Here is a 20,779-nt window from a genome sequence, read left to right as displayed (position 1 = left end):
CTGTGAGGTTTCGCAAGAGCCCTCACGGCTGGGTAGCTCAGTTGGTACGAGCGATCGCCTGAAAAGCGATAGGTCGCCGGTTCGACCCCGGCCCCAGCCACCATACGAAAACCCCCACCGGTCCCGGTGGGGGTTTTCGTCGCTCACAGGGAGCCTGAGGGGGTTCTTGAGACGCATCACCCGAGGACTGGTGACGGCCGCCGCCGTCCTGTTCTCCACAGTCGCGATACCCGGCACGGCCCACGCGGCCGGGCCCAGTGTCACAGAGGCGCGCAGTGATCAGGCCGACTGGTCGATCCTCGACGTACGCCTCAACTACAGCGGCGAGATCGACAAGATCACCGCCCGGCTGCGCCCCGTCGGGAGCAGCGAGTCGGAGGCGCCGGTCGCCACGGTGACCGACTTCACGCAGACGTACTACACCAGTCCCTGGGACGGCGTCTGGTCCTCCCCGCCCATCCACCTGGACACCCTCGGCGACTACACGGTCGACGTCGAGGCCACGAACACGGCCGGCGAAACCACCGTCCGGAAGGACGCGGGCACGCTGCACTACCAGAAGCAGCCCGTCATCACCGGCTTCTCCGTCACGCCGACCGAGCCGGACATCGAGCACAGGACGGTCACGGCCACCGGCGACATGGTGCTGCGCGACCCCAGCACCCGTGAAACGGTGCCGCTGCCCGGTGCCAGCGTGGACCTCACGCTCGACCAGAGCCACGACGAGACAGCCGTCACGGACGCCGCGGGCCACTTCTCCGCCTCCCACGAGGTGGTGACGGGCGGCTGGACCTACGCGCGGTACAACGGCGACCTGGGCTACGCCGCCAGCCCCTGGATCGACATCAGGCCGAAGGCCGCGCCGACCCGGTTCGTCCTCGACAAGAGCAGCTACCACGTCACCGCGGGCGACAAGATCAACGTCACCGGCACGCTCCAGTACCAGAGCGGCACGGCGTGGAAGCCCCTGTCCGGCATCCCGCTGGAGATGGACTACAAGGACTGCACCACCTGCAGCCCGGTCGAGTCGACCACCGACGCGAACGGCCGCTTCTCCTTCAAGGAGTACCCGTACGGCAGCAAGAGCGTCTACGAGGTGGCCTTCCCGTCCTACCCGTACAACCCCTACATCCAGCGCACCGCCACCGCGGACGTCACCGTCACGGTCACCGCCACGACGAAGGTCGCCGAGTTCACCGCGTGGCAGGACGAGTACGCGCAGCTGGAGATCACCGGCTCCGTCGACCTGATCGGGCGCTACAGCGACGACCAGATCAACGTGGACATCCAGTACTCGGCCAACGGCACCACCGGCTGGACCACGAAGAAGACCGTGAAGACCCGCTTCGGCTCGCAGTTCATCGTCGAGCGGCTGCCGGGCTACACGGACGGCTACTGGCGACTGCGCTACGCCGGATCCACCGCCAAGGACATCAAGGGAACCGTCAGCAAGAGCCTGCGCAAGTACCGCGCCGTCACCCGGATCAAGGACGCCAACGCGTCTCCCGAGCCGGTGTACAAGGGCCGGACGATCACCGTGAAGGGCGTGCTCCAGGAGCGCAAGGCGGGCACGTCGACGTGGAAGGCGTACGGCGGCAGGAAGGTGCAGGTCCTCTTCCGGCCCAAGGGCAAGAACACCTGGTACCTGATGGCCACCGTCACCACGAAGGCGAACGGTTCCTTCAGCAAGGGCTTCACGGCACGGCAGGACGGCACCTGGGTGCCCGTCCATCTGGATCCCGACAGCAAGCACTTCGTGGGCAGCGGCCGGGAGGACTACGTCGACGTGCGGTGACGCACTCGGGGGAGCGGAGCGGGGGCGGGCCCAAAAGGGTTCGCCCCTTCTTTGCCCGGGATGAGATCCTGGACCGCGTATGTCTACGCACCCCGCCCCCGCCATGGGCGCCCTCGCCCCCGTCTGACCGAGTTGTCGCTGCGTGATGCGCAGCGGCTCGGGCGGCGGCTCGAAGGTGCGCGCAAGATTCGCAAGCCGGAGGCGCGGGCCGCCGTGCTCGCCGAGATCGAGGCTGAGATCGCCAAGGGCGAGGAGCGGATCGCCGGCCGGCGCGCCCGTGTACCTGCGGTCACGTATCCCGGGCAACTGCCGGTCAGTCAGAAGAAGGACGACATCGCGGCCGCCATCCGCGATCACCAGGTCGTGATCGTCGCCGGTGAGACGGGGTCCGGCAAGACCACGCAGATCCCCAAGATCTGCATGGAGCTGGGGCGCGGCGTCCGCGGCATGATCGGGCACACCCAGCCCCGCCGTATCGCCGCCCGCACCGTCGCCGAGCGCGTGGCCGAGGAGCTCGACACACCGCTCGGCGAAGCCGTCGGCTGGAAGGTGCGGTTCACCGACCAGGTGAACCCGGAAGCGACCTTCGTCAAGCTCATGACGGACGGCATCCTGCTGGCCGAGATCCAGACCGACCGCGAGCTGCGCGCGTACGACACGATCATCATCGACGAGGCCCACGAGCGGTCCCTGAACATCGACTTCCTGCTCGGGTATCTGGCACAGCTGCTGCCGAAGCGGCCCGATCTGAAGGTCGTCATCACCTCGGCCACCATCGATCCGGACCGGTTCTCCCGGCACTTCGGTGACGCGCCGATCATCGAGGTCAGCGGGCGGACGTATCCGGTCGAGGTGCGTTATCGGCCACTCCTGGAGGAGGACTCCGAGGACGCCGACCGCGACCAGATCACCGCGATCACGGACGCGGTGGAAGAGCTGATGGCGGAGGGGAAGGGGGACATCCTCGTCTTCCTCTCCGGGGAGCGGGAGATCCGGGACACCGCGGACGCGCTCACCAGGAAGCAGTACCGGTTCACCGAGGTCCTGCCGCTCTACGCCCGTCTCTCCCACGCCGAACAGCACCGCGTCTTCCAGCCGCACACCGGCCGCAGGATCGTTCTGGCGACCAACGTCGCCGAGACCTCGCTCACCGTCCCGGGCATCAAGTACGTCATCGACCCCGGCTTCGCCCGGATCAGCCGGTACAGCCATCGCACCAAGGTGCAGCGGCTGCCCATCGAGCCGGTCTCGCAGGCCAGCGCCAACCAGCGCAAGGGCCGCTGCGGCCGGACGAGCGACGGCATCTGCATCCGGCTGTACGCCGAGGACGACTTCGTGGCCCGCCCGGAGTTCACGGACGCGGAGATCCTCCGTACGAATCTGGCGTCCGTCATCCTGCAGATGACCGCGGCCGGCCTGGGCGACATCGAGAAGTTCCCGTTCATCGACCCGCCGGACCACCGCAACATCCGGGACGGCGTTCAGCTCCTGCAGGAGCTCGGTGCGCTGGACCCGGCGCAGAAGGACGCACGCAAGCGGCTCACGGACACCGGCCGCAAGCTCGCTCAGCTGCCCGTCGACCCGCGGCTGGCCCGGATGGTCCTGGAGGCCGACAAGAACGGCTGTGTCCGCGAGGTCATGGTCATAGCGGCGGCCCTGTCCATCCAGGATCCGCGCGAACGCCCGGCCGACAAGCAGGCCCAGGCCGACCAGCAGCACGCCCGCTTCCGGGACGAGACGAGCGACTTCCTCGCGTATCTGAACCTGTGGCGCTACGTCCGTGAGCAGCAGCGCGAGCGCGGCTCGTCGTCGTTCCGGCGGATGTGCAAGCAGGAGTACCTGAACTTCCTGCGCATTCGCGAGTGGCAGGACATCTACACACAGCTGCGCACCGTCGCCAAGCAGATGGGCATCCATCTCAACGAGGACGACGCCCCCGCCGACCGCGTGCATGTCTCCCTCCTCGCCGGTCTGCTCTCGCACATCGGCATGAAGGACGTGAAGGACGGCGCGAAGAACGAGTACCTGGGTGCCCGCAGCGCCAAGTTCGCGGTCTTCCCGGGCTCGGCCCTCTTCAAGAAGCCCCCGCGCTTCGTGATGTCCGCCGAACTCGTGGAGACCTCGCGCCTGTGGGCCCGCGTCAACGCGAAGATCGAGCCCGAGTGGGTCGAGCCGCTGGCGGAGCACCTGCTCAAGCGCACGTACTCGGAGCCGCACTGGGAGAAGGACCAGGCCGCGGTGATGGCGTACGAGAAGGTCACCCTGTACGGCGTCCCGATCATCGCCCAGCGCAAGGTCAACTACGGCCGTATCGACCCGGAGGCCAGCCGGGAGCTGTTCATCCGCAACGCCCTGGTCGAGGGCGACTGGCGCACACACCACAAGTTCTTCGCCGACAACCGCAGACTCCTCAGCGAGGTGGAGGAGTTGGAGCACCGGGCGCGGCGCCGGGACATCGTCGTGGACGACGACACACTGTTCGACTTCTACGACCGGCGGGTGCCCGACGACGTGGTGTCCGGGGCCCACTTCGACTCCTGGTGGAAGCGCAAGCGGCACGAGGAGCCCGAGTACCTGGACTTCGAGCGCGAGATGCTCATCCGGGAGTCTGCTGAGGCGGTCACCAAGGACGACTATCCCGACGCGTGGCGGCAGGGGCAGCTGAAGTTCCGTGTCACGTACCAGTTCGAGCCGGGCGCGGACGCGGACGGTGTGACGGTCCACGTCCCGCTCCAGGTCCTCAACCAGGTCACGGACGAGGGCTTCGACTGGCAGATCCCGGGTCTGCGGGAGGAGCTGGTGACCGAGCTGATCCGCTCCCTCCCGAAGCCGATCCGCCGCCACTACGTACCGGCGCCGAACTTCGCGAAGCGGTTCCTGGATGCGGCGTCGTCCCCGCAGGGGCGCAATCAAGCACAGTCGCTCCAGGAGCCGCTGACCGTGACCATGGCGCGCGAGCTGAAGCGCATGGTCGGAGTCCCCTTCACGGCCGACGACTTCGACTGGTCGAGGGTCCCCGACCATCTGCGCATCACGTTCCGGATCATCGACGAGCGGCGCCGCAAGCTGGCCGAGGACAAGGACCTGGAGACCCTGAGGCTCCGTCTGAAGCCGAAGGCGAGGCAGGCCCTCTCGCAGGCCGCGGCGGCCACCGCCTCCCGCCAGGGCGGTGAGTCCCTGGAACGCAAGGGCCTGACCGACTGGACCATCGGCACGCTGACCCGCGTCTTCGAGACCCGCCGCGCCGGCCAGCCGGTCAAGGCGTACCCGGCGCTGGTGGACGACGGCGACACGGTCTCGGTCCGGCTCTTCGACACGGAGGCGGAGCAGGCGGAGGCGATGTGGAAGGGCACCCGCCGCCTGATCCTGCGCAACATTCCGGTCAACCCTGCGAAGTTCGCGTCCGAGAAGCTGACGAACGCCCAGAAGCTCGCCCTGTCCGCCAACCCCCACGGTTCGGTCCAGGCCCTCTTCGACGACTGCGCGATGGGGGCGGCGGACAAGCTGATCGGTGAATTCGGGGGGCCGGCGTGGGACGAGGAGTCGTACCGGAAGCTGTACGACAGAGTGCGTGCCGAGATCGTCGACACGACGGTCCGTGCGGTGGGCCAGGTAGAGCAGGTGCTGGCGGCCTGGCAGGCCGCTGAGCGCCGCCTGAAGGGCGTACGCAGCCCTGTCCTGCTGGCAAACCTCACGGACGTCCGCAAGCAGCTGGATGCCCTCGTGAAGCCCGGCTTCGTGACGCAGGCGGGTCTGCGCCGCCTGCCCGACCTCATGCGGTACCTGATCGCGGTGGACCGCCGCCTCCAGCAGATGCCGACGAACGTCCAGCGCGACTCGACGCGTATGGAGAAGGTCCACGAGATGCAGGACGAGTACGCCTGGCTGCTGGAGCAGCTGCCGCAGGGCCGTCCGGTCCCTTCGCAGGTGCTGGACGTCCGCTGGATGCTGGAGGAGCTGCGCGTCAGCTACTTCGCGCACGCGCTCGGCACGGCGTATCCGATCTCGGACAAGCGGATCGTGAAGACGATCGACACGCTGGCGCCGTAACCGTCCGCGTACGCAGGGTGAGTTCGACCAGTGGGCTCGCCCTCCTGTACAGTCTCTTCTCGCAGCGCAACGCACGAATGGCGCAGCGAAACCTGGTCCTGTGGAGCAGTTTGGAGTGCTCGCCACCCTGTCAAGGTGGAGGCCGCGGGTTCAAATCCCGTCAGGACCGCAGTGAACGAGATCGGCCCGTGTCCCACCAGGGACACGGGCCCTTCTGTATCCCCATGTCACCCACCTCCCACCCTGCCAAGGTGGAGGCCGCGCCCGCGGCGCAGCCGCAATCGAGGACAGCAAATCCCGTCAGGACCGCAGTGAAGAGGTAAGGCCCGCATCCCGGCGAGGGAAGCGGGCCTTCTTCGTGTTCGGTGGCGGCCGGGGGAGGCCCCTGCCACCTTGACGGAGTCACATTCGCTCGGTACCCAGAAATCAGGGCTCTTCCCGGCGTGACCCCCTGGAGGTGGCGTATGGCGGCATCGACTAGGCACGAGACGCGGGCGTTGCTCCGTGCGCACCTGTCGGCCGCCTCCTGCTATCCACGACATCTCACTCGCCACTGCCCGATCTGCCATCACCTGTTGCGCCTGGCGATGGCTTCCGCGCCGCACCCCGCCCCGCCCGGCGCGCAGCCGGCGACCCCGCCTCCCGAGGAGGTCGCCGAGGACGAGGCCACGTCCTCGGCGTGACCGCGGGCAACGTCAACTACCGTTCCGCCGTGGGCCACTGGAAGCCGTGTGCCCCAATAGCGCACACAGGCCAGAGGCAACAAGCACCGTGCCGTGTGACGGGTGTCACGGCATGAGTTTCCGCAAGCCTGGTACTTACACCTCGCCTACAACTGGTCAATTTAATATGTGCAATTGCACCAGCTTTCGGCGATCGCCCGGTGCACGCTGAGTGACCCTCAGGGCGAGTCCACAGGAGATCCGACGAGCCTCCCCAGACTCCGACAAGGCCGCCCACAGGACCGTCTGCCGGCACACATCCTGCGCACAAAAAAGATCGCGCTGGACTCGGCGGAGTCCAGCGCGATCTACGACGCACCCTTGCTGCGTGCCTGAAGTGCTCTGATTGGCTTGGGCGTGGGCTCCGTTGGGGCAGAACCCGCGTCGCTTGGAGCTAGGGGTCGGGCGCCGCGGCGGTTGGGGGAACTGCCGTTTTGCCCGGTTATGAAGTTGTTCAGGCCTCGCTGCGCTGCTGCGGGATGCCCGCGAGCAGTGCGCGGACCTCAGCCTCGCGGTAGCGGCGGTGTCCGCCGAGCGTACGGATGGAAGTGAGCTTCCCGGCCTTCGCCCACCGCGTGACCGTCTTGGGGTCGACGCGGAACATCGTGGCGACCTCAGCCGGGGTCAGCAGCGGCTCGGCATCAGGGGTGCGAGCGGTCATGAGCGGCCTCCTCGGGAGAACCGAACCTTCTCGGTTCTTTCCTCTAAATTCTGCACCTTGACCCGCGTTGCCCGAAATGGCGGACGCGAGTCGAGTCGGTTATAGGACGAACGGCTTGTCCTCGGCACTACAACTACACCATCTGTCCAGCCGCGTCGGCCAAACCGATGGAATTGCCCTCCCAGGTGTTCATCAGCGACGGATGCCGATGGACCATGCCATAGCGGACAGTCACGCCACTGTGACGATCAGTCACAGTGGCGTGCAGGAGTCTCAAGACCCCCCAAAGTGTGCAATGTCGAGCGAGAGTCCTCCCCGGACTCCTTGTCCTATTTTGGCACGAGGAGGGGTTAGGGGCGCAAGAGCCGCGTAAGTGCGGTCCGTCACGCTTACGCGCATTGACGCATCCTTCGCGCAGTACGCCCGGATCAGGGCCTACGTCCCATGTTGACGAGACATCAGGAACCCCAGAGCGAGCACGAAACCCCAAAACGGGCGTTTCGTCAAACGCCAGTTCGTTACATCACACAGTTCATTACGTCACACCAGACAGGACGTCTCACCCGGACCGCTCAGTTGGCGGAACGCCGGTCCCGTACCGACCGCCAGCGCTCCACGAGCCGCCCATAGGCCGTCCCCGCGGCCGCCCCGTCGCCGCGCCGCAGCGCGTCGATGCCCTCGGCCACATCCGCCGCCGAGTGGTCGTCCTCCAGCTCGCCGGCCGGCAGGGTGTGCACCAGGCCGCCGTAGTCCAGCTCGACGAGTGAGCGCGGATGGAACTCCTCCAGCCAGCGGCCGACGTCCACCAGGCCGTCGATGAGCGGCCCTTCGTCGATGGCGTCCTTCAGGGTCCGCAGGGCCCGCGCCACCCGCCGCCGCGCCTGCACCATCGGCGTCCGGTAGCGCAGCATCGGGGGAATCTCGCCCGAGCCCTTCTCGAAGCGCCGCTCCCCGTCCGACACCAGCACGAACCAGTGCAGCGGCACCTGCCAGGTCGAGGTGCGGATCCACGGCCGGGCGTCCGGGTTGCGGGCCAGCCAGCGCTCGTAGTCCTGTGCCGCCTGGCGCCGTACGACCTCCGGCAGCACCGCGTCCAGGACGGGCCCCGGCAGCTCGTCGCCGAGCTCTTCGAGGGCCTGCCAGCCACGCAGCCGGGTACGCCACGGGCACACGCACAGCACGCCCTCGACCTCGAGCACGAAGGCGTCGCCGCTCTCGTGCACCGGCACGGGGATGGGCGGCGTGGGCAGCAAGTCGGCCAGGGAGCGGCGCAGTTCGTCCTGGTACGAGGGGCGGTCGGCGCGGCGGGCGTAGCGGGCCCAGTGGTCGCGCTCCGGTTCCGGGAAGGCGGCCAGTGGCTCGTACACCCGCAGATAGGTCGCGTACGGGACGATCACCGAGGACACCTTGGGCACGCCTGCTCTCTCCCCCGCCGTCTGCCAGGGAAACCTGCGAAACCCGCTCACAAACGGGCGGGAAAACTATGCAAATCGTCGCACGGGTGCACTCCGGTGGTAGGTGATCCTGAGCACTGCGGGTTGGACGGGCGCCGACGGGTTTAATCTCATGCCCAACAGCTCTCCCGCCACCCGTACGGGAGCCAGCTCCAATCGCCGCACCGTACTCAGGAGTCACCACAGTGACCGACGTAACACACGGCGTCCTGCACACCCTGTTCCACTCGGACCAGGGGGGTCATGAGCAAGTCGTGCTCTGCCAGGACCGCGCCAGCGGCCTCAAGGCCGTCATCGCCATCCACTCCACCGCTCTGGGCCCCGCCCTCGGCGGTACGCGCTTCTACCCGTACGCGACCGAGGAAGAGGCCGTCGCCGACGCGCTGAACCTCGCGCGCGGGATGTCGTACAAGAACGCCATGGCCGGTCTCGACCACGGCGGCGGCAAGGCCGTGATCATCGGCGACCCGGAGAAGATCAAGTCCGAGGAGCTGCTGCTGGCGTACGGCCGGTTCGTGGCCTCCTTGGGCGGCCGCTACGTCACGGCGTGCGACGTCGGTACGTACGTCGCCGACATGGACGTCGTGGCCCGCGAGTGCCGCTGGACGACCGGACGCTCCCCGGAGAACGGCGGCGCGGGCGACTCCTCAGTGCTCACCGCCTTCGGCGTCTACCAGGGCATGCGCGCCTCGGCCCAGCACCAGTGGGGCGACCCGTCGCTGCGCGGCCGCAAGGTCGGCATCGCGGGCGTCGGCAAGGTCGGCCACCACCTGGTGGAGCACCTGCGGGCGGAGGGCGCCGAGGTCGTCATCACGGACGTCCGCGAGGAGGCCGTCGGCCGGATCCTCGCGGCGCACCCGGACGGTGTGACGGCCGTCGCGGACACCGCGACCCTCATCCGGGCCGAGGGCCTCGACATCTACGCCCCCTGCGCGCTCGGCGGGGCCCTGAACGACGACACCGTGCCGGCGCTGACCGCCACGGTGGTGTGCGGCGCGGCCAACAACCAGCTCGCCCACCCGGGCGTCGAGAAGGACCTCGCCGACCGCGGGATCCTCTACGCGCCCGACTACGTGGTGAACGCCGGCGGTGTCATCCAGGTCGCCGACGAACTGCACGGCTTCGACTTCGAGCGGTGCAAGGCGAAGGCCTCGAAGATCTACGACACCACGCTGGCCATATTCGCACGTGCGAAGACGGACGGGATTCCTCCGGCCGCCGCGGCCGACCGGATCGCCGAGCAGCGGATGGCGGAGGCACGCAGGGCGCTCTGATCCGGGGTGCAGTTGATCATCCGGAAGCCCTGACAAGGGTTTGAGCGGTACCCGCCGGTGGGCAGTTGGAGAGAACTCTCACTTCTACCGGCGGGTCGACCGCCAATAAGTGGTTAAAATCGCGGTTGACCAGCGGGGACGGGGCACCCCGAGGGTTGTGGGACCGGGCACGTGGTGCGGGCGACGTACCGTATAGGCGCGGGCTCAGGTACCGTGGAAGCCCTACGGACCGGTCTCTCCGAGGAGAGCCCGTTCCAGATCATGAACGCGTGTCAAGACTCTGGGGCCGTCGAGCCCCGTCACCGAGGGGGTCGAGCCATGGGGCGCGGCCGGGCCAAGGCCAAGCAGACGAAGGTCGCCCGCCAGCTGAAGTACAACAGCGGCGGGACTGACCTGTCGCGTCTGGCCAACGAGCTGGGCGCTTCGACTTCGAGCCAGCCGCCGAACGGCGAGCCGTTCGAGGACGACGACGAAGAAGACGACCCGTACGCCCAGTACGCGGACTATTACAACGACGATGAGGACGACGAGGACGACGAGTCCGGTCCCACGTCGCAACAACGCCGCGGCGCTTGACTATCCCGCAGTGCCTGACCCGGTCCTGAGCGGTTACCCGCCGGACCGGGTTTTGCGCTGCCTTCGCAAGCGTCAGCCGGTGTAGTCACCCACAAGGGCGGCGCCCGTCTCGTGGTCGCCCCGGTCCGTGATCTCACCGGCGACCCACGCGTCGACCCCGCGGTCGGCGAGCGTGGCGAGCGCCGCGTCCGTGGACTCCTCCGGCACGATCGCGATCATGCCGACGCCCATGTTCAGCGTCTTCTCCAGCTCCAGGCGCTCGACAGAGCCGGTCTTGCCGACGAGGTCGAAGATCGGGGCCGGGGTCCAGGTGGAGCGGTCGACGATCGCGTGCAGGCTGTCCGGGATCACGCGGGCCAGGTTGGCCGCGAGGCCGCCGCCGGTGATGTGGCTGTACGCGTGCACGTCCGTGGTGCGGGTGAGGGCCAGGCAGTCCAACGAGTAGATCTTCGTGGGCTCCAGCAGCTCCTCGCCGAGGGTGCGGCCGAGTTCGTCGATCTGCGCGTCCAGGGCGAGGCCGCCCTGGTTCAGCAGGACGTGCCGGACCAGCGAGTACCCGTTCGAGTGAAGGCCGGATGCCGCCATGGCGATCACCGCGTCACCCGTACGGATGCGATCCGCGCCCAGCAGCCGGTCGGCCTCCACGACGCCCGTACCGGCGCCGGCCACGTCGAAGTCGTTCTCGCCCAGCAGACCCGGGTGCTCGGCCGTCTCGCCGCCGACCAGGGCGCAGCCGGCGAGCACACAGCCCTCGGCGATGCCCTTGACGATGGCGGCGACCCGCTCGGGGTGGACCTTGCCGACGCAGATGTAGTCGGTCATGAACAGCGGCTCGGCGCCGCACACCACGATGTCGTCCATGACCATCGCGACCAGGTCGTGGCCGATCGTGTCGTAGACGCCCATCTGGCGGGCGATGTCGACCTTCGTGCCGACACCGTCGGTGGCGGAGGCCAGCAGCGGGCGCTCGTAGCGCTTGAGGGCGGAGGCGTCGAAGAGGCCGGCGAAACCGCCGAGGCCGCCGAGGACCTCGGGGCGCTGGGTCTTCTTCACCCACTCCTTCATCAGCTCGACCGCGCGGTCGCCCGCTTCGATGTCGACACCTGCTGTTTTGTAGGACGCCGCTGCGTAGCTGGCACCAGTTGTCTCAGACATGGCAGTAGAGAACCTTCGTGTCGTACGGCAGGCGTTTATTGAAAAGGCACAGCACGGGCCGTCTACGGGCGGCGGATCGCGTCGGCGGCGGCCGTGGCGGCCGGGCCGGCGGCCAGCTCCGTCTCCAGCAGCTGCTTGCCGAGCAGCTCGGGGTCCGGGAGCTCCATCGGGTACTCGCCGTCGAAGCAGGCGCGGCAGAGGTTCGGCTTGGCGATGGTGGTCGCCTCGATCATGCCGTCGATGGAGATGTACGAGAGGGAGTCGGCGCCGAGCGAGGTGCCGATCTCGTCGATCGTCATGCCGTTGGCGATGAGCTCGGCGCGGGTGGCGAAGTCGATGCCGAAGAAGCAGGGCCACTTCACGGGGGGAGAGGAGATCCGGATGTGGACCTCGGCCGCTCCCGCCTCGCGGAGCATGCGGACCAGGGCCCGCTGGGTGTTGCCGCGCACGATGGAGTCGTCGACGACCACCAGGCGCTTGCCCTTGATGACTTCCTTCAGCGGGTTCAGCTTCAGACGGATGCCGAGCTGGCGGATGGTCTGCGAGGGCTGGATGAACGTACGTCCGACGTACGCGTTCTTCACGAGACCCGCACCGAACGGGATGCCGCTCGCCTCCGCGTAGCCGATGGCGGCCGGGGTGCCGGATTCCGGGGTCGCTATGACCAGGTCGGCGTCGACCGGGGCTTCCTTCGCGAGCTTGCGGCCCATCTCCACACGGGAGAGGTACACGTTCCGGCCGGCGATGTCGGTGTCCGGGCGGGCCAGGTACACGTACTCGAAGACACAGCCCTTGGGCTTTGCTTCCGCGAATCGCGAGGTGCGCAGGCCGTTCTCGTCGATGGCGATGAACTCGCCCGGCTCGACCTCACGGACGTAGCTGGCGCCGCAGATGTCGAGGGCGGCGGACTCGGAGGCGACGACCCAGCCGCGCTCCAGGCGGCCGAGGACCAGCGGGCGGATGCCCTGCGGGTCGCGAGCCGCGTACAGGGTGTTCTCGTCCATGAAGACGAGGCTGAAGGCGCCCTTGACCTGCGGAAGGACCGTGTGGGCGGCCTCCTCGATGGTCAGCGGCTTGCCGTCCTCGTCGACCTGGGCCGCGAGCAGCGCGGTGAGCAGGTCGGTGTCGTTGGTGGCCGCGACGCGCGGGGTGCGGCCACCCTCCTGCTTGGGCAGGTCGGCGACCATCTCGGCGAGCTGCGCCGTGTTGACCAGGTTGCCGTTGTGGCCGAGCGCGATGGAACCGTGCGCGGTGGCGCGGAACGTCGGCTGGGCGTTCTCCCAGACGGAGGCACCGGTGGTCGAGTAGCGGGCGTGGCCCACTGCGATGTGACCCTGGAGCGATCCGAGAGAGGTCTCGTCGAAGACCTGGGAGACCAGGCCCATGTCCTTGAAGACGAGGATCTGGGAGCCGTTACTGACCGCGATTCCCGCGGATTCCTGGCCCCGATGCTGGAGGGCGTAGAGCCCGAAGTACGTGAGCTTTGCGACCTCTTCACCCGGAGCCCAGACACCGAAGACGCCACAAGCGTCCTGGGGGCCTTTCTCGCCGGGAAGCAGATCGTGATTGAGTCGACCGTCACCACGTGGCACGACTCCGAGTGTAGGCGAGATCGACCACTGGTCCGAATTGGGGATACGCGCCAGTAAAGGATCACTCAGCGGCGGACGCGTTTACGCGCTCGCCGTTTTCGCTGGTCAGCACGAGGGTGCGGTGATCCACTCGGTACTTCACCGTGCCGTCGAAGAGGCCCAGGAGGGTCTTCTCCGTATTCATGAGTGAGGTGTCGCACATCATTCGCGTGGTGGACGCCGTGCCGAGCGTGATACTGCCGTCGCGGACCGTGGCCTCGGCCCTCACCTTGTTGCAGCCGAGGCTGCCGTTGACCAGGCCGGTCTTCTCGTCGAACGTGAGGTGGGCCTTGCCGTCGGTGTCGGGGCTGCTGATGGCCCACTTCGTGCCCTGCAGCGGGGCCGCCTTCTCCTTGGTGAGGGCGACGCGGTCACCGTCCGCCGTGGTGAGGGTGAGCTTGTCGCCGTCGACCTCGGCGGTGAGGTTGCCGTCCGAGAGGGTGCGGGCGAGGCTCACCTCGAAGTTCGGGGGGACGCCTTCGCAGGCCATCTCGGTCGCCTCCATCTTGTCGAAGGTGACCTTGCTGTCGGTGAAGGCGGCTTCGGCGCCGAAGCCGTTGCAGCCCAGGTTGCCCTTGACCTCGCCGCCGTCGGCGATTCGCACATAGGCGTTGGACGGGGCGGCGCTCTTCTTTCCGTCGACGGTGACCTCGTCGACGGCCCAGTGCGCGCCGGTGACGGAGGCCGACGCCCCCGAGCCGACCGTGTCGCTGCCCGCGTCCTCGCTGCCGCATGCCACGGCGAGCGGGACGAGGGTCAGCGCGGCAACGGCGGCCAGTCGCTTCTTGTCCTTACCGAGTGTGCCGAGTGTGTTCATGCCGGTGGGACGGGAGGGACGCGAGACCGGTTCCGCCCGGTCCCCTTCGTCACCCGTACGCGTATCACCCCAGGAGCGGAAGCAGCCCGCCCAGGTCAGCGCGCTCCCCGCTCGCGCTCACCTTGGCCGCTGCCACGGCGTCCTGCCACGCCACCCGCCCGGTCGCCAGCCGGATCCAGGTCAGCGGATCGGCCTCGACGACGTTCGGCGGGGTGCCCCGGGTATGCCTCGGCCCCTCGACGCACTGCACGACGGCGTACGGCGGAATCCGCACCTCGGTCGAACCGCCGGGCGCCTTCGCGGCGAGCGCGTCGGCGAGGAGGCGGGTGCAGGCGGCCAGGGCCTGGCGGTCGTGGGGGATGTCGAGGCCGGGGAGGGCGGCGTTCAGGTCGTCGGTGTGGACGATCAGTTCGACGGTTCGGGTGACCAGGTAGTCGGCGAGGGTCATGGTGCCGGTGAGCGCGGCGAGCAGACGTTCGCCGGGTGCCTCCGCCAGGTTCCGTGTGAGGTGTTCCTCGGTACGGGCGTAGAGCGCGTCGAGGTCAGGGTTGGCGGCGGCGAGGTCCTGGGTGCGGTCGGCGATGTCCCCGGCGCGGGCGGCCGTGGCGAAGGGCCAGTCCAGGAGGGTCAGTTCGGCCTTGGCCGGCTCGTCGCGGTCGAGGTTGCGGCTGACGCTCCCCACGGCCATGGCCACGTGCGCGGCGAGGTCCCGCACGGTCCAGCCCGGCAGCCGGGTGGGGAGCGCGAGCTGCTCGTCGGTGAGGGTGCGGACCGCCTGCCGTACGTGCCCGAACTGGGTGAGGACCGCGGTGCGGATCCTGGCGGGGTCGTAGGTGCGGGCACGCTTCTTGGCCGGGGGCATGGGGGTCAGCCTAGAGCGGCGGCGGTGGAGGGCACCTCGAAGGTTTCCCCGTTGCGGGGGACCCCGACTCCGTGCCAGGTGAAGGGGACACCACGGGCCGCGTCCGGGTCCGGGCCGTCCATCAGCTGGAAGTGCAGGTGCGGCTCTGAGGAGTTGCCCGAGTTTCCGCAGCGGGCGATGACCTGCCCGGCGTGCACCCGGTCGCCCTCCCGAACGGTGAGCGAGCCGCGCCGCAGGTGCGCGTAGGCCGCGTAGGCCGCGTAGGTGCCGTTGCCGAGGTCCAGGATCAGGTGGTTGCCGAGGATGCGGCGAAGGCCCGCCATCTCGCGCACCGAGCCCTCGATCAGCATCAGGTACAGCAGTCCCGCGAGCGAGTTGCGGCTCAGGTGATCGCGCTGCCCGTCGACGGCCCGCACGACCGTGGCGTCGGCGACCGCGAGGATCGGTGCCTCGAAGGCCGGGAAGTCCTGGGGGCGCCGGGCGATCGGCCACAGCCAGTGAAAGCCGGGGCGGGCACCGGGTTCCGGCTCGGCGAGGATGTCGATGGCGTACGTCTGCCCGTGGGCGTGGACGCCATGGCTCGGGGTGCGGTCGGCCGGGCTGTTCAGCGCGGACCAGCGGCCGGTGACCGGCGGGGCGACCTCGACCGGTTCCGGCGCCCGGCGCGAGCTGTCCGGGGCGCCGCCCCAGCGGTTGGCGACGGTGACGAGGACGTACGCCAGGACCAGCGGCAGGAAGTCCCACCAGACCGGGTAGCCCCAGCCGAAGCAGATATGGGCGATCACCAGGCCGATGAAGGCCAGCTGGAGGCCGCGGAAGGCCACCATGGCGAGCTTGCGTGCGGACATCGTTCCCCCTCTGGGTCGGTCCTTGCTGCGGGCCCTGTTGGGTCCGTGCTTCGGTCCTCGTTACGGACGGGCTGCCGACAGCGCCACGAGCAGCGGTACGACCCGTCCCGGTGGCACCTCGTACCGGCCCCGGCCGGTCGTGTGCAGCCAGCCCGCGCCGGTGAGCTGGCGCAGGTGGTGGTAGATCTGGCCGGTCGTGCCGACCTCGTCCAGCTCGGCCAGTTCGGCCGCGGTGCGGCGGCCGGCGACGACCTCGCGGAGCAGCCGGAGCCGGACCGGGTGGCCGAGGGCCGCGAAGGACTCGGCGGCCTCGGTCCACTCGGCGTCCAGCAGTCCCTCGGTCAGCGCGCCGTGCTGCCACTCGTACTGCTCCCCGGTCGGCAGCCGTACCGCACCGGTGAACAGCACTCCGCCGTCGGCCGCGCCCAGCTCGGCCAGCTGATCCTTGAATCCCTGCAGCGCCCAGAAGTCGCCCTCGCCGAGGCGGGGGGCGGTCTGCTGCGCGCTCTCCAGCGCCGCCAGCCGTCGCTCGATGTCGGCGACGCGTTGTTCGAGTTCCACGCTTCGATATTACGGAAGTACGTAATTACGTGCAAGCCTCGGGATGCGCGTGCCCGGGAGGCGGTACGACGAAGCCCCCGCCCGGTGACCGGGCGGGGGCTTCGGAGCCGTAGGGCCCCTCGTTTACTTCAGCAGCGCCGGAATCGTCGCCTCGTGCGTCTCGCGCAGCTCCTCCAGGGAGAGCGCGAACTCGCCCTGCAACTCCACCGAGTCGCCGTCGACGACACCGACGCGGGTGACCGGCAGGCCCCGGGCACCGCACATGTCGTTGAAACGGAGCTCCTCGGAGCGCGGCACGGCGACGACCGCGCGCCCCGCCGACTCGGAGAAGAGGAAGGTGAAGGCGTCGAGCCCGTCCGGTACGACCAGACGCGCACCCTTGCCGCCGAGCAGCGCCGACTCCACGACCGCCTGGATCAGACCGCCGTCGGACAGGTCGTGGGCGGAGTCGATCATGCCGTCGCGGGAGGCGGAGATCAGGATCTCGGCGAGCAGCCGCTCGCGCTCCAGGTCTACCTGGGGCGGCAGACCACCGAGGTGGTCGTGCACAACCTGCGACCAGGCCGAACCGCCGAACTCCTCGCGGGTGTCGCCGAGGAGGTAGAGCAGCTGCCCGTCCTCCTGGAAGGCCACCGGCGTGCGGCGCGCGACATCGTCGATCACGCCGAGGACCGCCACGACCGGCGTGGGGTGGATGGCCACCTCGCCGGTCTGGTTGTAGAGCGAGACGTTGCCGCCGGTCACCGGGGTGCCCAACTGCTGGCAGGCGTCGGCCAGTCCGCGCACGGCCTCCGCGAACTGCCACATCACCGCCGGGTCCTCGGGCGAGCCGAAGTTCAGGCAGTCGGAGACCGCGAGCGGCTTGGCGCCGGTCGTGGCGACGTTGCGGTACGCCTCCGCCAGCGCCAGCTGGGCGCCGTGGTACGGGTCCAGCTTCGCGTACCGGCCGTTGCCGTCCGTGGCGATGGCGACGCCGAGGCCGGTCTCCTCGTCGATGCGGATCATGCCGGAGTCCTCGGGCTGGGCGAGGACGGTGTTGCCCTGCACGAAGTGGTCGTACTGCGAGGTGATCCACTTCTTGGAGGCCTGGTTCGGGGAGCCGACCAGCTTGATGACCTGGTCCTTCAGCTCGGCCGAAGTCGTGGGCCTGGGCAGCTTGTTCGCGTCGTCGGCCTGCAGCTGGTCCTGCCAGGACGGGCGGGCGTACGGGCGCTCGTAGACCGGGCCCTCGTGCGCCACGGTGCGCGGGTCGACATCGACGATCTTGCCGCCGTGCCAGTAGATCTCCAGGCGGTCGCCGTCGGTCACCTCACCGATGACGGTGGCGATGACGTCCCACTTCTCGCAGATCTCCAGGAACCGGTCGACCTTCTCCGGCTCGACGACCGCGCACATGCGTTCCTGCGACTCGCTCATGAGGATTTCCTCGGGCGAGAGCGTGGAGTCACGCAGGGGTACGTCGTCCAGGGTCACGAGCATGCCGCCGGAGCCGTTGGAGGCGAGCTCGGAGGTGGCGCAGGACAGACCGGCCGCGCCGAGGTCCTGGATACCGACGACCAGCTTCTCGGCGAAGGCCTCCAGGGTGCACTCGATGAGGAGCTTCTCCTGGAAGGGGTCGCCGACCTGGACGGCGGGACGCTTCGAGGGCTTCGCGTCGTCGAAGGTCTCGGACGCGAGGATCGACGCGCCGCCGATGCCGTCGCCGCCCGTACGAGCCCCGTACAGGATGACCTTGTTGCCCGCGCCGGACGCCTTCGCGAGGTGGATGTCCTCGTGCCGCATCACACCGATGGCACCGGCGTTGACCAGCGGGTTGCCCTGGTAGCAGGAGTCGAAGACGACCTCGCCGCCGATGTTGGGCAGGCCCAGGCAGTTGCCGTAGCCGCCGATGCCGGCGACGACACCCGGGAGCACCCGCTTGGTGTCGGGGTGATCGGCGGCACCGAAGCGCAGCGGGTCGACGACCGCCACCGGGCGCGCGCCCATCGCGATGATGTCGCGGACGATGCCGCCGACACCGGTCGCGGCGCCCTGGTAGGGCTCGACGTACGACGGGTGGTTGTGCGACTCCACCTTGAAGGTCACGGCGTAACCCTGGCCGACGTCCACCACACCGGCGTTCTCGCCGATGCCGACGAGCATCGCGTCGGACTCGGGGGCCTTCTCGCCGAACTGGCGGAGGTGGACCTTGGAGGACTTGTACGAGCAGTGCTCGGACCACATGACCGAGTACATGGCGAGCTCGGCACCGGTGGGCCGACGGCCGAGGATCTCCACGACCCTCTCGTACTCGTCCTTCTTCAGGCCGAGTTCGGCCCAGGGCAGCTCGACGTCGGGGGTCGCGGCCGCGTGCTCGACCGTGTCCAGAGGCGTCCGGCTCATGCGTTGACCAGCTTCTTGAGGATCGAGGTGAAGAAGGGGAGACCGTCGGTGCGGCCCGACCCGATCAGGGGCTCGACGGCGTGCTCCGGGTGCGGCATGAGGCCTACGACGTTGCCGGCCTCGTTGGTGATGCCGGCGATGTCGTTGAGCGAGCCGTTCGGGTTGAAGTCGACATACCGGAACGCGACGCGGCCCTCGGCCTCCAGCTTGTCCAGCGTGTACTGGTCGGCGACGTACCGGCCGTCCATGTTCTTGAGCGGGATGTGGATCTCCTGCCCGCTCTCGTAATCACTGGTCCAGGCGGTTTCCGCGTTATCCACCCGCAGCTTCTGGTCGCGGCAGATGAAGTGCAGATGGTCGTTGCCGAGCATCCCACCGGGGAGCAGGTGCGCCTCGGTGAGGACCTGGAAGCCGTTGCAGATACCGAGGACCGGCAATCCGGTCTTCGCCTGCTCGATGACGGTCTCCATCACCGGCGAGAACCGGGAGATGGCTCCGGCGCGCAGATAGTCGCCGTAGGAGAAACCGCCGGGCAGCACCACGGCGTCGACCTGCTTGAGGTCCTTGTCCTTGTGCCAGAGGGCGACCGGTTCTGCGCCCGCGAGGCGGATCGCGCGCTGGGTGTCCCGGTCATCGAGACTCCCCGGGAAAGTGACGACGCCAATACGAGCGGTCACTTCGCTGCCTCCGCGACTTCCTCCACCTTGACGGTGAAGTCCTCGATCACGGTGTTGGCGAGGAAGGATTCCGCAAGATCGTGGATGCGCGCGAGCGCGGCCTCGTCGACCGGCCCGTCAACTTCCAGTTCGAATCGCTTTCCCTGACGTACGTCCGAGATGCCTTCGAATCCCAGCCGCGGCAGTGCGCGCTGCACCGCCTGGCCCTGGGGGTCGAGGATCTCCGGCTTGAGCATGACGTCGACTACGACGCGTGCCACTGGCACTCCCGGTGTGTGGTGCTGAGCAGGTTCCTTCAGACTACCCGCACAAAATTTCTACGCGGGTAGAGTTGTAGGAAGCTACGTGACAGCCATCACGATGAGGTACTGGAGGGCGGCGTTCATGAAAAGTTACGGGAAAGATCCCCGATCAGCCGCAGATAGGTATTGCGCTCGGACACGCGGACAGATTTAGTCGGGCTTCACATTGCATTGCCGGGCACTGTACAAATGAATTGGCAAATAGCCGACACTCGGCACGTCATCACAGCTGAGCTGTATGACATGCCGGACGAAGGGACCGATATTCGTGGCGCAGAAGGTCGTGGTCACTCTCTTTGACGACATCGACGGCTCGGAAGCGGCGGAAACGATCGCCTTCGGACTCGACGGCAAGTCGTACGAGATCGACCTGAATGAAGCCAATGCCAAGAAACTGCGTAAGGCGCTCGCGCCCTACGTGGACGCCGGCCGCAAGCGGTCGAAGTCAGGCAAGGCGTACAAGCAGACCGAGGTCGCCCCGGACCCGGCGGCCGTCCGGGCCTGGGCCCAGGCCAACAAGATGGAGGTGCCGGCCCGCGGCCGCATCCCCAAGAAGGTCTACGAAGCGTTCGCCTCAGCCCAGTGAAGTACTCCGGGGACGTGTCCTCAGGGTCCGTCAGCGCACCCTGGGGACGGCCCACTTGAGCCGGTGCGACAACCGACTTGCGCTACCCCCCTGCAGATCAGCTAATGTCTGGGACACGCCGCCGAGCGGGGCAGAAAAGCCCAGCTCGCCGAGCATGCGGGTGTAGTTCAGTAGTAGAACATCCCCCTTCCAGGGGGAAGGCGCAGTGTGCAATTCCTGTCACCCGCTCTGCACCGCCGGACGAATCACCAGGGGGTCCCCCCTCTGGGGGAGGATCAGGTAGGCTGGTGCTCGCACCGATCGGTGAGAGCCGGTCGGGGGCAATGCGGACGTAGCTCAGTTGGTAGAGCGCAACCTTGCCAAGGTTGAGGTCGCGAGTTCGAGCCTCGTCGTCCGCTCGGGAATCAGACCCCGGTCCTAATGGAC

General features: G+C 68.4%; 16 protein-coding genes, 4 tRNA genes and 1 pseudogene. 10 read left to right on the top strand and 11 right to left on the bottom strand.

Translation table 11 applies throughout. The annotated features are described in order from the left end of the window. The first annotated feature begins 26 nt into the window (after positions 1-26). The 5 genes and pseudogenes from OHO27_RS21935 to OHO27_RS21915 all read left to right on the top strand — a co-directional run bounded on the left by OHO27_RS21935 (position 27) and on the right by OHO27_RS21915 (position 6,528). Positions 27-103, top strand: a tRNA-Phe gene (locus OHO27_RS21935). Positions 104-166: 63 nt separating this feature from the next. Then, entirely contained in the window at positions 167-1,795 is a 1,629-nt protein-coding gene (locus OHO27_RS21930; RefSeq protein WP_328426480.1) for a hypothetical protein, read from the top strand. A 79-nt stretch (positions 1,796-1,874) separates the two neighbouring features. Further along, positions 1,875-5,845: pseudogene (gene hrpA / locus OHO27_RS21925) on the top strand (ATP-dependent RNA helicase HrpA). A 94-nt stretch (positions 5,846-5,939) separates the two neighbouring features. Further along, a tRNA-Asp gene (locus tag OHO27_RS21920) sits at positions 5,940-6,014 on the top strand. Between the two features lie 295 nt (positions 6,015-6,309). Further along, positions 6,310-6,528, top strand: coding sequence for a DUF6274 family protein (locus OHO27_RS21915; RefSeq protein ID WP_328426478.1), 219 nt, complete (start codon positions 6,310-6,312; stop codon positions 6,526-6,528). A gap of 493 nt (positions 6,529-7,021) precedes the next feature. On the opposite strand, the gene bldC is transcribed toward OHO27_RS21915, so the two are convergent. Together bldC and OHO27_RS21905 are read right to left on the bottom strand one after the other, a co-directional pair. Further along, on the bottom strand, positions 7,022-7,228 hold the full coding sequence (gene bldC / locus OHO27_RS21910) for a developmental transcriptional regulator BldC (RefSeq protein ID WP_003949541.1): 207 nt from the start codon (positions 7,226-7,228) through the stop codon (positions 7,022-7,024). A gap of 572 nt (positions 7,229-7,800) precedes the next feature. Continuing rightward, complete coding sequence (locus OHO27_RS21905) at positions 7,801-8,643, bottom strand: hypothetical protein (protein WP_328426476.1); 843 nt, start codon at positions 8,641-8,643, stop codon at positions 7,801-7,803. Between the two features lie 224 nt (positions 8,644-8,867). Here OHO27_RS21905 and OHO27_RS21900 point away from each other — a divergent pair, with 224 nt between their 5' ends. Together OHO27_RS21900 and OHO27_RS21895 are read left to right on the top strand one after the other, a co-directional pair. After that, on the top strand, positions 8,868-9,956 hold the full coding sequence (locus OHO27_RS21900; protein ID WP_328426473.1) for a Leu/Phe/Val dehydrogenase: 1,089 nt from the start codon (positions 8,868-8,870) through the stop codon (positions 9,954-9,956). A 318-nt stretch (positions 9,957-10,274) separates the two neighbouring features. Beyond that, complete coding sequence (locus tag OHO27_RS21895) at positions 10,275-10,532, top strand: DUF3073 domain-containing protein (RefSeq protein WP_030049714.1); 258 nt, start codon at positions 10,275-10,277, stop codon at positions 10,530-10,532. Positions 10,533-10,604: 72 nt separating this feature from the next. On the opposite strand, the gene purM is transcribed toward OHO27_RS21895, so the two are convergent. The 9 genes from purM to purS form a co-directional block, all read right to left on the bottom strand. Then, positions 10,605-11,687, bottom strand: a complete 1,083-nt coding sequence (purM, locus tag OHO27_RS21890) for a phosphoribosylformylglycinamidine cyclo-ligase (protein ID WP_328426467.1) — start codon at positions 11,685-11,687, stop codon at positions 10,605-10,607. A 62-nt stretch (positions 11,688-11,749) separates the two neighbouring features. Continuing rightward, the gene (purF, locus tag OHO27_RS21885) at positions 11,750-13,279 is read right to left on the bottom strand and encodes an amidophosphoribosyltransferase (protein ID WP_328426465.1); all 1,530 of its coding nucleotides are present in this window, start codon (positions 13,277-13,279) and stop codon (positions 11,750-11,752) included. 61 nt (positions 13,280-13,340) lie between these two features. Continuing rightward, the gene (locus tag OHO27_RS21880) at positions 13,341-14,135 is read right to left on the bottom strand and encodes an META domain-containing protein (protein WP_328426463.1); all 795 of its coding nucleotides are present in this window, start codon (positions 14,133-14,135) and stop codon (positions 13,341-13,343) included. Between the two features lie 64 nt (positions 14,136-14,199). Next, positions 14,200-14,997: a sterol carrier family protein gene (locus OHO27_RS21875; protein WP_328426461.1), complete on the bottom strand. Its 798-nt coding sequence runs from the start codon at positions 14,995-14,997 to the stop codon at positions 14,200-14,202. 5 nt (positions 14,998-15,002) lie between these two features. After that, entirely contained in the window at positions 15,003-15,845 is an 843-nt protein-coding gene (locus tag OHO27_RS21870) for a M23 family metallopeptidase (protein WP_328426459.1), read from the bottom strand. Between the two features lie 60 nt (positions 15,846-15,905). Beyond that, complete coding sequence (locus OHO27_RS21865; protein ID WP_328426457.1) at positions 15,906-16,406, bottom strand: ArsR/SmtB family transcription factor; 501 nt, start codon at positions 16,404-16,406, stop codon at positions 15,906-15,908. A 123-nt stretch (positions 16,407-16,529) separates the two neighbouring features. Further along, positions 16,530-18,788: a phosphoribosylformylglycinamidine synthase subunit PurL gene (gene purL, locus OHO27_RS21860; protein ID WP_328426455.1), complete on the bottom strand. Its 2,259-nt coding sequence runs from the start codon at positions 18,786-18,788 to the stop codon at positions 16,530-16,532. Further along, a complete protein-coding gene (gene purQ, locus OHO27_RS21855; RefSeq protein ID WP_328426453.1) occupies positions 18,785-19,465 on the bottom strand; it encodes a phosphoribosylformylglycinamidine synthase subunit PurQ in 681 nt (226 codons plus the stop codon). Before purQ ends, purL begins: the two co-directional genes overlap by 4 nt. Then, positions 19,462-19,725 carry a phosphoribosylformylglycinamidine synthase subunit PurS gene (gene purS, locus OHO27_RS21850; RefSeq protein WP_015659417.1) on the bottom strand — a complete coding sequence of 88 codons (264 nt, stop codon included), beginning with the start codon at positions 19,723-19,725 and terminating at the stop codon, positions 19,462-19,464. Before purS ends, purQ begins: the two co-directional genes overlap by 4 nt. A 310-nt stretch (positions 19,726-20,035) precedes the next feature. Here purS and OHO27_RS21845 point away from each other — a divergent pair, with 310 nt between their 5' ends. From OHO27_RS21845 to OHO27_RS21835, 3 genes are all read left to right on the top strand, one after another. Then, positions 20,036-20,353 (top strand): histone-like nucleoid-structuring protein Lsr2, encoded by a 318-nt coding sequence (locus tag OHO27_RS21845; protein ID WP_148000186.1) that lies wholly within the window; start codon positions 20,036-20,038, stop codon positions 20,351-20,353. A 156-nt stretch (positions 20,354-20,509) separates the two neighbouring features. After that, positions 20,510-20,581: transfer RNA gene (locus OHO27_RS21840), tRNA-Gly, on the top strand. 97 nt (positions 20,582-20,678) lie between these two features. Continuing rightward, positions 20,679-20,751: transfer RNA gene (locus tag OHO27_RS21835), tRNA-Gly, on the top strand. The last annotated feature ends 28 nt before the right edge of the window (positions 20,752-20,779 follow it).

Origin of the sequence: Streptomyces sp. NBC_00443, from assembly GCF_036014175.1 — a bacterium.
Classification (GTDB): domain Bacteria; phylum Actinomycetota; class Actinomycetes; order Streptomycetales; family Streptomycetaceae; genus Streptomyces.
Note: the sequence above shows the minus strand (reverse complement) of the source record. Positions and strands in the feature narration are given on the sequence as shown.

Bases quoted from the DNA above. Each gene is read 5' to 3' on its own strand.
- OHO27_RS21915 (WP_328426478.1), top strand. From the start codon at position 6,310: ATGGCGGCATCGACTAGGCACGAGACGCGGGCGTTGCTCCGTGCGCAC.
- bldC (WP_003949541.1), bottom strand. From the start codon at position 7,228: ATGACCGCTCGCACCCCTGATGCCGAGCCGCTGCTGACCCCGGCTGAG.
- OHO27_RS21895 (WP_030049714.1), top strand. From the start codon at position 10,275: ATGGGGCGCGGCCGGGCCAAGGCCAAGCAGACGAAGGTCGCCCGCCAG.
- purM (WP_328426467.1), bottom strand. From the start codon at position 11,687: ATGTCTGAGACAACTGGTGCCAGCTACGCAGCGGCGTCCTACAAAACA.
- OHO27_RS21880 (WP_328426463.1), bottom strand. From the start codon at position 14,135: ATGAACACACTCGGCACACTCGGTAAGGACAAGAAGCGACTGGCCGCC.
- OHO27_RS21875 (WP_328426461.1), bottom strand. From the start codon at position 14,997: ATGCCCCCGGCCAAGAAGCGTGCCCGCACCTACGACCCCGCCAGGATC.
- OHO27_RS21870 (WP_328426459.1), bottom strand. From the start codon at position 15,845: ATGTCCGCACGCAAGCTCGCCATGGTGGCCTTCCGCGGCCTCCAGCTG.
- purL (WP_328426455.1), bottom strand. From the start codon at position 18,788: ATGAGCCGGACGCCTCTGGACACGGTCGAGCACGCGGCCGCGACCCCC.